11 protein-coding genes are annotated in these 14270 nt (G+C 70.0%); 2 read left to right on the top strand and 9 right to left on the bottom strand.

The window, feature by feature from the left end; translation table 11 throughout:
• Window positions 1–34: 34 nt before the first annotated feature.
• Both PUT80_RS12040 and PUT80_RS12035 read right to left on the bottom strand, forming a co-directional pair.
• Window positions 35–439: an Imm7 family immunity protein gene (locus PUT80_RS12040; protein ID WP_275291964.1), complete on the bottom strand. Its 405-nt coding sequence runs from the start codon at window positions 437–439 to the stop codon at window positions 35–37.
• Window positions 440–4657 (bottom strand): restriction endonuclease fold toxin, encoded by a 4218-nt coding sequence (locus PUT80_RS12035; RefSeq protein ID WP_275291963.1) that lies wholly within the window; start codon window positions 4655–4657, stop codon window positions 440–442. It abuts the gene before it with no gap.
• Window positions 4658–4928: 271 nt separating this feature from the next.
• On the opposite strand from PUT80_RS12035, the gene PUT80_RS12030 reads away from it, so the two are divergent.
• Window positions 4929–5453: a hypothetical protein gene (locus tag PUT80_RS12030; protein ID WP_275291962.1), complete on the top strand. Its 525-nt coding sequence runs from the start codon at window positions 4929–4931 to the stop codon at window positions 5451–5453.
• 159 nt (window positions 5454–5612) lie between these two features.
• Here the strand turns inward: PUT80_RS12030 and PUT80_RS12025 are convergent, their stop codons facing one another.
• The 6 genes from PUT80_RS12025 to PUT80_RS12000 all read right to left on the bottom strand — a co-directional run bounded on the left by PUT80_RS12025 (window position 5613) and on the right by PUT80_RS12000 (window position 11606).
• The gene (locus PUT80_RS12025; protein ID WP_275291961.1) at window positions 5613–6083 is read right to left on the bottom strand and encodes a nitroreductase family deazaflavin-dependent oxidoreductase; all 471 of its coding nucleotides are present in this window, start codon (window positions 6081–6083) and stop codon (window positions 5613–5615) included.
• The gene (gene egtD, locus PUT80_RS12020; protein ID WP_275291960.1) at window positions 6076–7047 is read right to left on the bottom strand and encodes an L-histidine N(alpha)-methyltransferase; all 972 of its coding nucleotides are present in this window, start codon (window positions 7045–7047) and stop codon (window positions 6076–6078) included. The genes PUT80_RS12025 and egtD overlap by 8 nt, the downstream gene beginning before the upstream one ends.
• Window positions 7044–7808 carry an ergothioneine biosynthesis protein EgtC gene (gene egtC, locus PUT80_RS12015; RefSeq protein ID WP_275291959.1) on the bottom strand — a complete coding sequence of 255 codons (765 nt, stop codon included), beginning with the start codon at window positions 7806–7808 and terminating at the stop codon, window positions 7044–7046. Before egtC ends, egtD begins: the two co-directional genes overlap by 4 nt.
• Window positions 7809–7812: 4 nt before the next feature.
• Entirely contained in the window at window positions 7813–9162 is a 1350-nt protein-coding gene (gene egtB / locus PUT80_RS12010) for an ergothioneine biosynthesis protein EgtB (RefSeq protein ID WP_037814289.1), read from the bottom strand.
• Between the two features lie 62 nt (window positions 9163–9224).
• Window positions 9225–10487, bottom strand: a complete 1263-nt coding sequence (locus PUT80_RS12005) for a glutamate-cysteine ligase family protein (RefSeq protein ID WP_275291958.1) — start codon at window positions 10485–10487, stop codon at window positions 9225–9227.
• A gap of 192 nt (window positions 10488–10679) precedes the next feature.
• Entirely contained in the window at window positions 10680–11606 is a 927-nt protein-coding gene (locus PUT80_RS12000) for a LysR family transcriptional regulator (protein ID WP_037814293.1), read from the bottom strand.
• Between the two features lie 120 nt (window positions 11607–11726).
• Between PUT80_RS12000 and PUT80_RS11995 the strand changes: the two genes are divergently transcribed.
• Window positions 11727–12926, top strand: a complete 1200-nt coding sequence (locus PUT80_RS11995; protein WP_275291957.1) for a Glu/Leu/Phe/Val dehydrogenase dimerization domain-containing protein — start codon at window positions 11727–11729, stop codon at window positions 12924–12926.
• Window positions 12927–13311: 385 nt separating this feature from the next.
• On the opposite strand, the gene pip is transcribed toward PUT80_RS11995, so the two are convergent.
• Window positions 13312–14259, bottom strand: coding sequence for a prolyl aminopeptidase (gene pip / locus PUT80_RS11990; protein WP_275291956.1), 948 nt, complete (start codon window positions 14257–14259; stop codon window positions 13312–13314).
• Between the last annotated feature and the right edge of the window lie 11 nt (window positions 14260–14270).

The raw sequence follows: 14270 nt of genomic DNA, 5'->3' as shown, positions 1-14270 counted from the left end.
AGGAGGAACTGCGGATTCGGGCGAGCGGCCCGGTTCAGGGATCCTCGACGACCGGCCGGAGCGGTGAGAGAAACGGGTCGAGCCGGACGGTGATCTCCCCGCGCGCCATGACTCGGACCCGGAACCCGTCCGGCCAGGGCATCTCTCTCGCGTCGTCGTCGAGCTCGTACAAGAGGCCGTGCGAGCCGGGAAGCAGGCGGGCCACGTACTCAAGAAGTTCGGTCAGCTCCTGTTCCTCGTCGCGGCGGCGGTTCGGCATGCCGTTCACCGTCAAGACGTGCATGCCGTTGAACACCTTCAGTCTCGCTTCGCCGGACAACCAGTCGATCGCGGCGACGCGCTCGCGGACCTCCTCGAGCAGCTCGTCGAACTTCTCCTCGCCCCACTCGACCTCGGACGGGGATTCGTCCAGCTCGAACCAGCCGTGGAACGTGTACATTCAGATCTCCGAGATAGGTCCGATTTTGACGACCGGCTCGATGCCGTACCTGCGAGCGTATTCCGCGATCTTAGCCAGAATCTGGGGATCCGGCGGCACCCCGAAGTGGAAGAACGGGATCCGGCCGGTCAGCTTCGCGAACTCGAAGGTCCTCTTGGCCTGGGCGCGGAACTTACTGCCTTTTTGCAAAGGCTCCGATTTGGTCTGAGCGATGTAGAGATCACTGATGACGTCGAACTCCCGCTGCTCCGGGTCGTTGACGAAGATCCCCCGGGAGTAGCCCCCGAGCCGCTCCGCCAGCGCGTCGGCGTCGGCATCGGGCTTGTTGGACTTCTTGAGCCCGCCCAGCCCGGCGTTGATGCACTCGTCACCGTTGTTGTTGTGCACCAGGACCGGCGTCCCGGCGGCCTCGATGTAGTACGTGTGGAGGCCGTTGACCGTCAGGTTGTACGTCCGTCCGCTGCCGGAATAGCGACGGTTCGCCGCGACGCTGACGTGCTGGCCGCGAGTGCTGTCCAGCTGAGTCCCCGGCGCGAGCGCCGCGGCTGGCGCCCACGTGTGCGCGGTGCCGTCCCAGAAGAGGTGGTGCGCGGTAGCAGTGACCCGCGCGGAACCGCCGGGCGTGGCCAGCGTGACATCGTCGAAATCGGTGTCGTCGTCGGTGATGTGCACGGCATCGACGACGTGCTGCTGGAGCACCGGGCTATCCGGTTCGGCATTCGCGACCCGGTCGCCCGCGCGCACGGTCTCGATGGGCTTGGTCGTGCCGTCCGCCATCAATACCCGGGTCCCGGCCACGAAACTGTTGCCTCGGCACAGGATTTTGCTGAGGCTTTGCGCCTCTTCGGCTATCTGAGCGAGTTCCGCTTCTCCTTCCTGAGCCAGGGTGGCAGCTTCGCCCAGTTCCGCGTTGATCTCGGCGCCGAGCACGTCGAAGGCGCTGCGGCCGCTGCCGAGAGTGTCGGCCAGCCCGGCGATTCCTTCGAGGCTGTCGGCCACGCCGATTTCGGCCCCGGCTCCGCCCAGGAGCGCGAGGACGTCGCAGACGCCTTCGCACGCGGCGGTCAGCAGGCCGATGCCGATGAACATGAAAATGTCGTCGACCGGATCGCCCCCGCTGCCGGTCATGATCGGGTCCGGGTATCGGGCCGCGAAGTTCGGGTTGAACAGATTGTGCGGGTCGAGGCAGGCGTTGGTCTTGTAGCTGCCCTGCGGATTGAGCTGACGGCACAGGTCCTGCAGATGGTGGAGAATCCGCTCTTTGTCCGCCTGGGTGCCGGTGATCAGGAGGATGCAGTCTTCGGTGCTGTACCCGGCCATCGACGCCGCGGGGCGCATCGCGGGCTGGCACGATTGCTTGCGCTGCTCGACGATCTTTTGCTTCTCGGACTCGACCTTGGCTTTGACGCCGTCCCAAGCCGCACGCGCCGCGTCGGCGGCGTCCTTGGCGCTCTTGCCCGCGCCGAGTGCGTACTGGTAGGCGTTGTGCGCGGAGACCGCCGCGTCACGCGCTGAGCTGGCGGCTTCCGCGGCCGAATGAGCGGCCCACGCAGCGGACCGGCCCGCCTGGTCGGCCGCCGAAATCGCCCGTGCCGCCGCGGCCGCGGCCATGTTCGCCGAAGCCTGGGCCTGCTGCGCGGAAGCGGTGGCGCGGTTCGCCGCTTCTTGAGCACGAGTGGCTGCGGCTCCGGCGTCAGCGGCCGCTTTCTGCGCCTCGTTGAGATAGCGCGTCGCGTCCTCGTCCGCCTTGCGGGCACGGGCCGCGGCAGCCTGGGCTTCGTTCGCGTCGTGGGTCGCGGATGCCGCCGCGCTGGCGGCCTGCTCCAGCAAGCTGTCGATGGCGGCGTTGTGGGCAGCGGTGTTCTGGTCGCGCCGGGCCGCGGTGAACTGGCCGACGGTCAGGAACTCGTGCAGCAAGGTCGGCGGCCCGTCCAATGCGGCCTGCGCCCCGGCGACGACCTCGCGCGCCCCGGCAGCCCGGGCGGCGGACTGCACCTGTTCTGCCTTGACCTGGTCGTCTGTCTGCAAAGAGACGTATTGGCCGGTGTCGAGGAAGTCGCGCAGCGCCTGGTCGGTCCCAGCGTCCAGCGCGCTCTGCCCGTGCTGCACGACTACGGTGCGCCCGGCCGCCCTCGCTGCGGACATGATCTGGCTGACCTGCAGGGTGTCGTCCTGCAGACGGCCCGGGTAGTCGCGGCTGCGCAGGAAATTCCGGACATCCGTATCCGAGCCGGCTTGGGCGGCCGCGGCGGCCGTCTTGAAACCGGCTGTGCCCGACTCCGCGAGCCGGCCGAGGAGGACACGATCGTCCTGGCCCGCGGCGGCAGCCAATCCGGTGAGGACGAAGTCGGCGGCTTCGTCGTCCGAGGCGGAGATCGCCGTGGCCGCCGCAGCTCTGGTCCACGTACCGCCGAGGTCGGCCAGCGTCAAGGCGACCTTGCGAGCGTCGCTGACGACAGTGGCGCGTGCGGTGCCCGGCGCAGTGGCTTCGGCGATCAGGCGGTTGGTCTCGGCGTCCCAGATGCTCGCCTGGTCCAAGTCCGTTCGCGGTGGCGCCGGACGGGTGGCCTGTGCCGCGGCGGCCTCGCGGGCCGCGTCGTCGGCTTGCTGACCCGCCAGAGCGATCCGGTCGTCGTCTGCCTTCCGGGCCACCTGCGCGATCTGTGCTGCCTGCTGCGCCGCGGTGACCGCGGTGTTCGCCGCAGCGGTCGCGGCATTCGCGTGGTCAGTGGCTTTTCGGGCCGCCTCGTCGGCTTGTCCCTTGAAGACCGCAGCGGCTGCGGCCGCGTCCGCGGCCGCGCGTGCGTTGGCTGCGGCCGCATCGGCGGCATCGGCGGCCTGACCTGCCGCGGCGCTGGCCTGATCCGCCCACGACTGGCTCGCCTGGGCCGCTGCCACCGCGCGAGCGGCTTGGGATCGCGCCCGCGCCGCCGCGGCCTGGGCCTGCCGCGCGTCAGCACCGGCCGCCGCGGCCGCGTTGGCCGCGTCAGTCGCCGCCTGCGCCGCAGTGCGCGACTGGTTCGCGGCGTCCGAGGCAGCTTGCCCCGCTGTCCGGGCGTTCTGCGAAGCAGTCCTTGCCGAGCGCGCGGCATCCGCGGCCGTCGACGCGGCGAGCGCCGCGTCGCGCGCGGTTTGGGCCGCCGTGGCCGCGTCGCCGGCCTTGGTCTGGTCGCCAAGCGCTGCTGCCGCCGCGTCATACGCGTGCGAAGCCGCCCTCCCGGCCTGCGAAGCCGCCGCCGCCGCCCGTGAAGCGGCGACCGCGGCAGTGTGCGCCGCAGCAGTGGCCGCGTTCGCCGCACCGATCGCCTGACGTGCGGTGACCGACGCTTGGTCCGCGGCGTAGGCGGCCCGGGTCGCGGCATCGGTCGCCTGATTGGCATGCCCCTCCGCCGCGCCGGCCGCGTCTTTGGCTTCTTGAGCTGCCTTCTGCGCGGCAGCGGCCGCGGTGACGGCGCGGTCTGATTCCTCCTTCGCCTGCTGCGTTTCGCTCGCGGCTCGTTCCGACGCGGCCTTGGCCGTCGCGACCAGATCGGCGATGGAGGCCGTTTCGGCATCGCGAGCCTGCGCCACGGGCAGATCCGTTTGCAAGAACTGGTTGAGGGCGTCAAGGGTGCCCGCGTCGAGCGCCTGCTGGCCGACCTTCTTCACTTCCGGACCGCCGGCCGAGACAGCCCGGCTGACCTTCACCGACTGGTCGGTTTCGAACGCTCCCTGCCATCCGGAGTCGAGGAACTCCCGCAGCGCGTCCTGGGTGCCCGCGTCGAGCGCCTTCTGCCCGGCTTTCTTCACTTCCGGACCGCCGGCCGACATGACCTGGCTGACCCGGACGCTGACGTCGATGTCGTGCGGCGCTTCCCAGCCGGTGCCGACGAACGCCTGCAGCGCTTCGTCCGTGCCCGCGTCGAGCGCTTGCTGTCCAGCCGACCGCGTCGCTGCGCCGCCTGCCGAAATCAGGCGGCTGACCTGCACAGTCCGGTCAATCGACGCGTCCGGATCCTTCTGCGTCGTCAGGAATCGGGCGATGTCGGCGTCCGTGCCGGCCAGCGCGGCCCCGGCGTCGCGCTTTGTGGCCGGGCCGCCGACCCGCCACAGCAGAGCCGCCTTCGCGCGGTCCGCGGCGGCGGCCGAGGCAGTCTGCGCGGCTGCCGGGCCGCCCTCGATCCCGGCCGCCGAGGCAGCAGGCGGAGTTAGCGCATTCGCAGCCAGCGCGATTGTCATCGCAGTGATCAGGGCAGCACGAAACCTGGGTCTTTCCGAACGCATCCGGTCCCCCTCAATTGACCATCGCGCATATCTTGGCCCCGACCACAATGCGCGGAAAAAACATTTACCGGGCTTCTTGCGACCAGGTCAACCGCCAATAAGACGTGATCGACATCACCGTGCGCCTTGCCGAATAGTCCGCCTAGCCTCGCACTGCCCGAGATCAGTTTCGGGTCCGGCATCCACATTGGGTCAAATGTCGGATTTCATCCCTTAAGGAACACTCATGAGACGGTCCTATCGGACATTTTCCCTCGCCGGAGCTGCCGCGGCAGGCGTGCTGACCGCCGTCGCCGTCCCGGCGAGCGGCACCGCTTCCGCGGCCGACGAGCCGCCGCCCATCGTGGAGGACTACGGCTACCCGGGCGCGGCCGCGATTTTCGCCAGCGACCACGTCCAGCTGATCAGCGGCGACGGCCACCTCCTCTACCGCCCCTGCCCCGCCCCGGAAACTCCTGGCCTGATCATCGTCCGCACCACCGACCGGATCGGCTCGGCGGGCAATGGCAAACTCTGCTTCGAAGTCACCGGGACCACCGGGCGCATCACCGTGAAAATCCCGAACGTCTACGCCATCCGGGGCGATGGCACGTCCACCGCGCCGGGTCACAAAATCAAGGCCCAGCTGACCACCGATGCCGGGGCCAACACGACGGTGGACGTCAACCCGAATGCCGACACGCAGGTCGGGATCGCCACCACGCCGCCGGGAGACCCGACCGCATTGCTCCACATGGACGCGTCGCGCTGATCTCCTTCCGCGACGATTTCCGGCAGCCAGCCACGCGCACGTTATTTCTCATTCACTCGCACGGATGTTGCGTACGCGGATTAACCGCTCGTGGCTGGCCTCGCGAAACCCGACACCGGGGCGGGATCCCGACCCGGCAACCGAACGAACGCCAGCTGCTCAGGACCGGGTCAGCACGAATACTGGCAGCTCCCGCCCCGCCGTGGCGCGTTCCATTTCGTAGCCCGGCCAGAATTCGAGCAGTTCCGCCCACATCCGGTCGTACTCCGCGCCTTCCAGTTCCCGCGCCTTGACCTCGATCTCGCGGCCGCGCAGCGCGACCGTCGCCTTCGGGTTGTCGCGGAGGTTGTGCGTCCACGCCGGGTTCTTCGGACGGCCCCAGTTGGAGCCGGTGAGCACGAACTCGCTGCCGTGGGGGTAGTACAGCAAGTTCGTGCTCCGCGGGAGGCCGCTGCGCCGTCCGGTGGTGGTGAGGCGCAGCGACGGCAGGCCGGCCAGTCCGACCAGGCTGATCCGGCCGCCGAACCACCGGTGCAGCTGCCGGTCGGTCGCGATGATGGCGCGCGAGGCGCCCATCAGCCGGCGCTGGGTGCCGAGCTTGCGGGCGAGTGCCGCGAGAGGGTTACGCACGCACTGATCTTGCCAAACTCACCCCGAACCGCTGCTGTGAGTCTGTCCACCATCGCTCGAGCGCGAACCCGGCGGCGTTCAGTTCCGCTTCGACGCCGTCGGGGCGGAACTTCGCGGACACCTCGGTGCGGATGTGCTCGCCCTCGGCGAACGGCACGATCAGGTCCGCTCCGGGGATGCGCACCTCCGTCCGCCGCCGGGCGCGCAGCCGCATTTCGATCCACTCGCGGTCGGCGTTCCAGTGGGCGACGTGGTCGAACTCGTCCGGGTCGAAGTCCGCGCCCAGTTCGGCGTTGATCACGCGCAGCACGTTGCGGTTGAACGCCGCGGTGACGCCCGCCGAGTCGTCGTAGGCCCGTTCCAGCGTTTCCCGGTCCTTCACCAGGTCGGTGCCGAGCAGCAGCCACTCCCCCTCGCCGAGCACGTCGCGCACCGAGTGCAGGAACTCGGCCCGCTCGTCGGGCAGGAAGTTGCCGATCGTGCCGCCGAGGAACGCGACGACCCGCGGCGCGGTGCCGGGCAGCAGCTGCAGGTGCTGGGTGAAGTCGCCGACCACCCCGCGCACCTCGAGCTTCGGGTAGTCCGCCGTGATCGCGGCGGCGGCCTCGGCGAGCGCGGTTTCCGACACGTCCATCGGCACGAACGCCTCCAGCGTGCCGTGCGCGGTGAGCGCGTCCAGCAGCAGTCGGGTCTTCTCGCTCGACCCCGACCCCAGTTCGACGAGCGTGTGCGCGCCGGTGCGTTCGGCGATCTCGGCCGCCCGTGCCGCGAGCACCTCGCGCTCGCTGCGGGTCGGGTAGTACTCCGGCAGCGCGGTGATCTTCTCGAACAGCTTGCTGCCTTCGGCGTCATAGAACCACTTGGGCGGCAACCACTTCTGGTCGGCCGTGAGCCCCTCGCGCACGTCCGCGCGCAGTTCGGCGGTCACGTCGCGGCGATGGCTCTCCAGGTCCGCTTCGGTCATCGGGCGGTGCTCCGTTCCAGGGTCAGGGGAAGGACGTCGACGCCGGCCGCGGTGATGCGCACGGCGTGGTGGTCGGGCACGGCGGTCCAGGCCGGGTCCGGATCGCACGGCTCGGACGCCAGCACCACGCCGGTTTCGGTGCGGCGCACGGACAACGCGTGCGTCCAGGCGGTGGCGACGAGCAGTTCGCCGTCGGTGAGCAGCAGGTTCAGCCGGGAGCCCGGGGCGACCGCCTCGACCTCCCGCACGAGGCCGGTCACCGCTTCGAGCGGCTCCTCCCCCGCGCGCAGCCGGGCGCGCAGCAACGCCCACAGCAGTGCGGAATCCGTCGGCGCTTCGAGCGTGAACAACTCGGTGACGTCCAGTCGCCCGGCCAGCCCGCGCATCGAACCGGGCCAGCCGCGCACCACGCCGTTGTGGCTGAACAGCCAGCGGCCCTCGGCGAACGGCGCGGCGGCCGCTTCGGTGACCGGCATTCCGGTGGTGCCGTTGCGCACCGCCGCGACGAACGCGCGAGTGCGCACCGACGCGGCCAGCGCGGGCAGCGTCTGGTCGGTCCACAGCGGTTCGCGGCGGCGGTAGCGCTGCGGCGGCGCACCCGGCTCCGGGTACCAGCCGAGGCCGAAGCCGTCGGCGTTCACCGAACCGCCGCCGCGCATGTCGAGCGGCGCGTACGACTGCACGAGCAGCGCGTGCGGCGCGGCGAACATCAGCTCCGCCGGGGACACCGGCGCGCCGAGATAGGCGAGATGACGGCACATCCGGCTAGCCTGCCTCGCCCGGGCGCGGATCGCGCGCGCACCGGAAACCGGAGAAGATCTGCCGCCGGATCGGGTAGTCCCAGTTGCGGAACGTGCCCCGGATCGCCGCCGCGTCGGTGCCGAACGACCCGCCGCGCAGGATCTTGTACTCCGGTCCGAAGAACACCTCCGAGTACTCCCGGTACGGGAACGCCGCGAAGCCCGGGTAGCCGTGGAAATCGGTGCTCGTCCACTCCCAGACGTCGCCGATCAGCTGGTGCACGCCCAGCGGCGACGCACCGGCCGGATACGCGCCCGCCTCGGCCGCGCGCAGGTGGCGCTGCCCGAGGTTGGCGTGCTCGGCGGTCGGTTCCTCGTCGCCCCACGGGAATCGCCGCGACCGTCCGCTCTCCGGGTCGTGCCGGGCGGCCTTCTCCCACTCCGCCTCGGTGGGCAGCCGCTTGCCCGCCCAGCGCGCGTACGCCTCCGCCTCGTAATACGAGACGTGCACGACCGGCTCGTTCTCCGGGACGCGCTCGCGCACGCCGAAACGGGTGCGCCACCAGCCGTCCGGTTCGCGGCGCCAGAACCGGGGCGCGGTGATGTCGTGCTCCTGCCGCCAGGCCCAGCCGGGCTCGCTCCAGAACCGCTGGTCGTGGTATCCGCCGGATTCCAGGAACTCGACGTACGCCCCGCAGGTGACCGGGGTGGTGTCGAGGACGAAGGCGGGCACGTCGACCTCGTGCGCCGGGCGTTCGTTGTCCAGCGCCCACGGTTCGGCGGTGGTGCCCATGGTGAACCGGCCGCCGGGCACGAGCACCTCGGCGGGCAGCTTCCGGGCGGGCGCGCGCGGCGGCTCCGGGGCGTGCAGCACCGGTTCGCCCTTGCGCAGCTGGTGGGTGGCCAGCATGGTCTCGTCGTGCTGCTGTTCGTGCTGGGTGATCATGCCGAACGCGAAGGCGCTCTCGGTGAGCCGCCTGCCTTCCAGCGGGGCGGTTTCCAAGACGTCGAACGCCTTTTCGCGAACTTCCTTCACGTACGCCCGGGCCTCGGCCGGGCCGAGCAGCGGCAGCGCCGGGCGGTCCGCGCGGGCGTGCTGGAAGGCGTCGTACAGGTCGTCGATGTCCGGCCGCAGCGGCTCCCGGCCGCCGACGTCGCGGACCAGCCACAGTTCTTCCTGGCTGCCGATGTGCGCGAGGTCCCACACGAGCGGCGACATCAGCTTCGAATGCTGCCGCACGAGGTCCTCGTCGTCGACCGCGTCGGTGAGGGCCACGCTGCGCTCGCGCGCCCGGGTGAGGGCCGCGGCCGCGTGCGCCCGCAGGTCTTGCGGGCTCAGCTCCAGCAACGGGTTCTGTTCGGGGATGGTGCTCATGGCTCCTGACTCCTCGAGTCCGGTTCGCCGGGCTCCCCGCCCGGCGGTGTTCTCGGTCCTGCTCATCGGTCCTGGCGCGGGACCCCGGCGGCCCGCGTCCGCAGCCCGGCGGCCAGCCGGGCGACGGTGTCGTCCGGAAGCCCGGTGGCGGGCAGCTCGGCCACGCCCAGTTCCACCAGCTCCCTGGCGACCGCCGCCAGCTGCGCGTCGGCCATCCCGCACCGGGCGGCGTCGGCCCAGCGGCCGGCCGCGGGCGCGCACACCTCACGCACTTTGTCCACAGTGGACTGATTCGCCAGCAGCGCGGTGACCAGCGCGACCGGCGGCAGCCATTCCCCCGGCGGCTGCCCGTCCAGGTACCTCAGCTCGAGGTAGCCCTGCGGCCGCACCGGGGTGAACATCGTGGTGAGGTGGTAGTCGAGGTCCGCGGCCGTCGGGCGGCGCAGCACGGTGGCCGCGCCCCGGCCGCCGATCCACTCGGCGAAGGTCAGTCCCTCCGGCGCGTCCCACGGCCGTTCGCCGCGCGGGAACACCATCAGCGGCGTGTCCATCATCCGGCGGGCCCATTCGCGCGCCGGGTCGTCCCCGGGTTCGGGCGACTGGGTGCGGACCGGTTCGGTTTCCATGACCGCGAGCCAGCGCGCCGACGCGAATCCGGTGTCGGTTCCGGCGTGCACGCGGGAATTCGCGAACAGGGCCAGCAGCGGCGGGCCCATCGCGTGCGCGGCCGCCCAGCGCGCGGCGACCTCGTGGGCTTCGCCCGCGTCGACGCAGATCTGCAGCCCCGCGGTACTGCACATCATGGTGATGCCGCCCGCCCCGATCGGGGCGAACCGGCGTTCCATGGCGGCGTAGCGGGGCGTGCGCAGAACGCGCCGGGGCGGACGGTGTTCGTCGATGCCCGCGGCCCCGAGTTCGAGGCCGTGGCGGGCGAGAAGACCGGTGAGATGAGCGAGATCGGCCTCCACAGCCGCGTGCAGGGCACGCAGCGAGGCCTGCGGCGGAGCGGAGATCTCCACCTGGCAGCCCGGTTCCAGGCTCACCGGCGCGCCGGCCGGGAGCGGGATCGCGGGACTGTCGGGGCGCAGCGTCCGCGGGGTGTGCGGGCCGAGCGCCGTCGCGAGGACATCGGGGTCGAGCGGGCGGACCGGGTCGCCGGAATGGTGCACGGTGAACTCCAGTTCCACCCCGAGCAGTCTCGGCGGGCCGTGCTTGAAACAGACCGACGCGACGTACCGCTCCCCCTCCGCGCGGTCAGCGAGCACCCGCGCGGTCCGGTTCGCCGCACTCCCCGATCTGTCCGGAAAGTCGTGCACTGCAGTCATCTGTCGCCGTCCCCGTCAGGAGGTCCGCGGGGCCGGACCTCGTCGCTTCGCGACGCTACACGCGGGGTCCGACAAAAACAGGGCCGAGAAGCGCCGGAGACGATCGATAAGGAACCCGTAATCCTGGTTGACCTGGGAGTTCACCGAATGGATCAACCTGGCGGGCACTGCTCCATCCGGGGCACCCCGGACTCACGGCAGAGCGGGCTCGGTCCCCAGTCCCAGCTCCGCCGCCGCTTTCTGCACCGCCGCCACCACCAGGTGCAACGCCGGCCGCCGGATCTCCGTGCGGCGATAAGCGATCGACACCGTCCGCAGCAGCGGCGGGGCCAATGCGACGACGTCGATTCCCGGCGGGCGCAGCAGCCGCAGGCCGAGATCGGACACCAGGGTGACGCCGAGCCCGGCGCCCACCATCGCCATCGCGGTCGACTGCTCCTCGACCTCGTGATTGATTTTCGGCTGGAAACCGTGCCGCTGGCAGGCAATCCGGATCGCGCGGCCGAAATGGGACTTAGGGCTCGCCAGGATCCACGGGTGCTCCGCGAGCGCGTCGAGCGGGACCGTGGCCGACTGCAGCGCGCCCGCCGGGACCGCCGCGTGCAGCCGTTCCACCGCCACGACCGCGCGCTCCAGCCCGTCGCTCCACTCCATCGGGGCATCCGAGTAGTCGATGACGAACGACAGGTCCAGCGAGCCGTCCCGCACCGCGTCGGCGGTCGCCTCCGGGGCCAGTTCTTTCGTCCGCACTTGGATTCCCGGGTAATCCGCGGCCAGCGCGGTGAGCGCGGTCGGCAGCAAACCGGACGCCACGGACGCCCAGACTCCCGCGGTGAGCCGCGCGGACATCGAGCCCTGCGCTTCCTCCAGCGCGAGCGTCGCGCGCTCGACCGAACCCAGGATCTCCTCGGCGTGCTCGGTGAGCAGGATGCCGAGTTCGGTCAGCTGGACCCGGCGGCCGAGCCGTTCGAACAGCTTCGCGCCGACGTCGCGTTCCAGCTGCGCGAGTTGCTGCGACACCGCCGAAGCGGTGTAATGCAACGCCGCGGCAGCCGCGGTGACCGTGCCCCTGCGGTGCAGTTCGCGGAGCATCCTCAAGCGGTGCAACGAAAGCTCCATGTACGAACCCTAAACAACTTCGTGCACATTCGGTAAATGGACGCGGCCCCCGAAGTGGCAGCACCCTCGGAAGCAGGCGGCGAAGCGCGCTGCCAAGGACTCGAGGAGGTGAGTGGCTCGATGGACACGCGGATCGCCGAACCGCTGATGAAGCTCACGTGGACGGACCCGGTCACGGGCGCGCGCGGCTACCTGGTCGTGCACAGCCTGGTTTCCGGCGTCGCCACGGGCGGCACGCGAATGCGCGCCGGCTGCACGGTCGACGAGGTGGCCGACCTCGCGCGCGGCATGGCGAACAAGACGGCCGCGTTCAACCTCCCGGTCGGCGGCGCGAAGGGCGGCATCGACTTCGACCCCAAGGACCCGCGCGCTACCGGTGTGCTCACCCGGTTCTGCGAGTTCCTGCGTCCCTGGCTGGACTCCAGCTGGGTGACCGCGGAGGACCTGGGGGTGCCACAGCATCTCATCGACGAAGTTTTCGCGACGCTCGGGCTGGAGCAGTCGTACCACGCCGCGATCCGCCGGTCGGCTGATCCGGCGCGCACGCTTCGGCGGGTTCAGGCCGGGCTGAACGCGCCGGTTCCCGGCGGGCAGTTGCTCGGGGACGTGATCGGCGGGTACGGGGTGGCGCAGGCTTGTCTCGGGGCGGCCAACACCTGGGGGTGGGCTGTTCCGGAGACGACTGTCGCTATCCAAGGCATCGGGACGATGGGCGGCGGCGCGGCTTGGTACCTGCACGAGGCGGGAATGAAGGTCGTGGCTGTCGCGGATGCCGCTGGGACGTTGTACGACCCGGAGGGGTTGGACGTTCCCGCGTTGCTGGAGTTGCGGGACCGGTTCGGCGAGGTTGACCGGGGGCGGTTGCCGGAAGGGGTCCAGTCGCTGCCGCGGGAGGCGGTGGTGGCTGCTGAGGCGGATATCTTTGTTCCGGCGGCTATTTCTTACGCGTTGCGGGTGGACAACGAGAATCTCGTCAAGGCCAAGGTGGTGGTGGAGGCGGCTAACGCTGCTACTACTCCGGAGGCTGAGGCGGCGTTGTCGGCTCGTGGGGTTGCGGTGATTCCGGACTTTATCGCCAATGCTGGGGCTGCGGCTTGGGCTTGGTGGTTGCTGCTCGGGGAGGTCGGGGCGGATCCGGCTGATTCGTTCTTGCGGTTGCGGACGGAGATGCAGGCCAAGGTGGCGTTGGTGCTGGCGGAGTGGCATTTGGATCGGGTTCCGCCTCGGGTTACTGCGTTGCGGCAGGCTGAAGCTGCTCGGGAGGCGCGGAATGCGGACGCGTTGAGTCCGACGGGAGTGCCTGCGTTGATGATTCCGTAGGGGGCGGCGGCTCGTCGCCTGGCGGCGACATTGCGCCTGTTGGTTGCGTGGGGCACCCCGAAGCTGATTGTGATGACGGTCTGAGGGTGCTTGTCAAGGCTGGAAAGATGCCTTGACAAGCACCCTCAGACCGCATTTTGGCTTCGTATCGGGGTGCGGGGGTGGTGTGGGTGCAGCGCTCGTGGGTGCATCGGTGGCGGTTTCGTTCGCGGCGGGGCTAGCGCCCCAAAGTGGCATTGGGTGCGTCTGACGCACCCAATGCCGCATTGGGGCACGTTCCGAGCGGGCGCGGGGTGGGCGGGGCGAGGGTCGTGAGGGGAACCCTGAGGGAATCAGATTCCCTCAGGGTTCCCCTCACGTACCGAAAAAACCGTGAAGGGGTCCCTCACCGGCGGGTGGCGAATTTGTCGGTGGCTGCGATTAGGGTGTTTTCCATCGAGGGGACTGCTGTCGTGTGGCCTGCGCCGCTTACCAGGATTAGTTCTGCGTCCGGGATTGCTTGTTCCAGGAGCCAGGGGGTGCCTGCCAGGCTGCTCAGGTCCAGGATGCCTTGTGCCAGGACTGTCGGGATTCCGGCCAGTTTGCCTGCGTTGCGGAGGATTCCGCCGTCTTCCAGGAAGCAGCCTTGGGAGAAGTAGTGGGTGACCAATCGGGCGAAGGCCAGGCGGAAGCGGGGGTCTTCGAATTTCGGGGACGGCGGGACGCCGGGGAGCATGGCGGATTCCCAAGCGCACCAACGTTGTGCGGCTGGCTCGTGCACTGCGGGGTCCGGGTCGGTGAGCAGGCGGTAGTAGGCCGCTGACAGGTCGCCGTCTCGTTCGGTTTCCGGTACGCCGTCGCGGAAGCTTGCGTAGGCTTCCGGGAACATTTCTGCGAGGCCGCCGGTCAGCTGGTCGATTTCGATCTGACGGTCGGTGGCCAGGCCCATCATGACGATTTCCGTCACTCGTTCGGGATGCTGTTCCGCGTAAGCCAGGCCCAGTACGCAGCCCCAGGAGCCGCCGAAGAGTTGCCAGCGGTCGATTTTCAAGGTTTCCCGCAGCAATTCCAGATCTGCGATCAGGTGGCTGGTGGTGTTCGCCTTCAGCGCTTCTACAGTGTCGCCTGCGTGCGGGGTGCTGCGGCCGGAGCCGCGTTGGTCCAGCAGGACGATTCGATATTTTGCCGGGTCGAAAAACTGCCGCATGCCTTCGCTGCAGCCGGTTCCCGGGCCGCCGTGGAGGACTGCGACCGGTTTGCCCTCGGGGTTTCCGCAGGTTTCCCAGTACACCCGGTGGCCGTCGCCGACGTCCAGCAGGCCGCTGTCGTACGGTTCGATTTCCGGATAGCGCACCGCAGCGTCCC

Origin of the sequence: Amycolatopsis sp. La24, assembly GCF_029087445.1 — a bacterium.
GTDB classification, from domain to species: domain Bacteria; phylum Actinomycetota; class Actinomycetes; order Mycobacteriales; family Pseudonocardiaceae; genus Amycolatopsis; species Amycolatopsis nivea.
The sequence above is the reverse complement of the archived record's forward strand: the minus strand, read 5'-3'. Positions and strand labels throughout refer to the sequence as shown.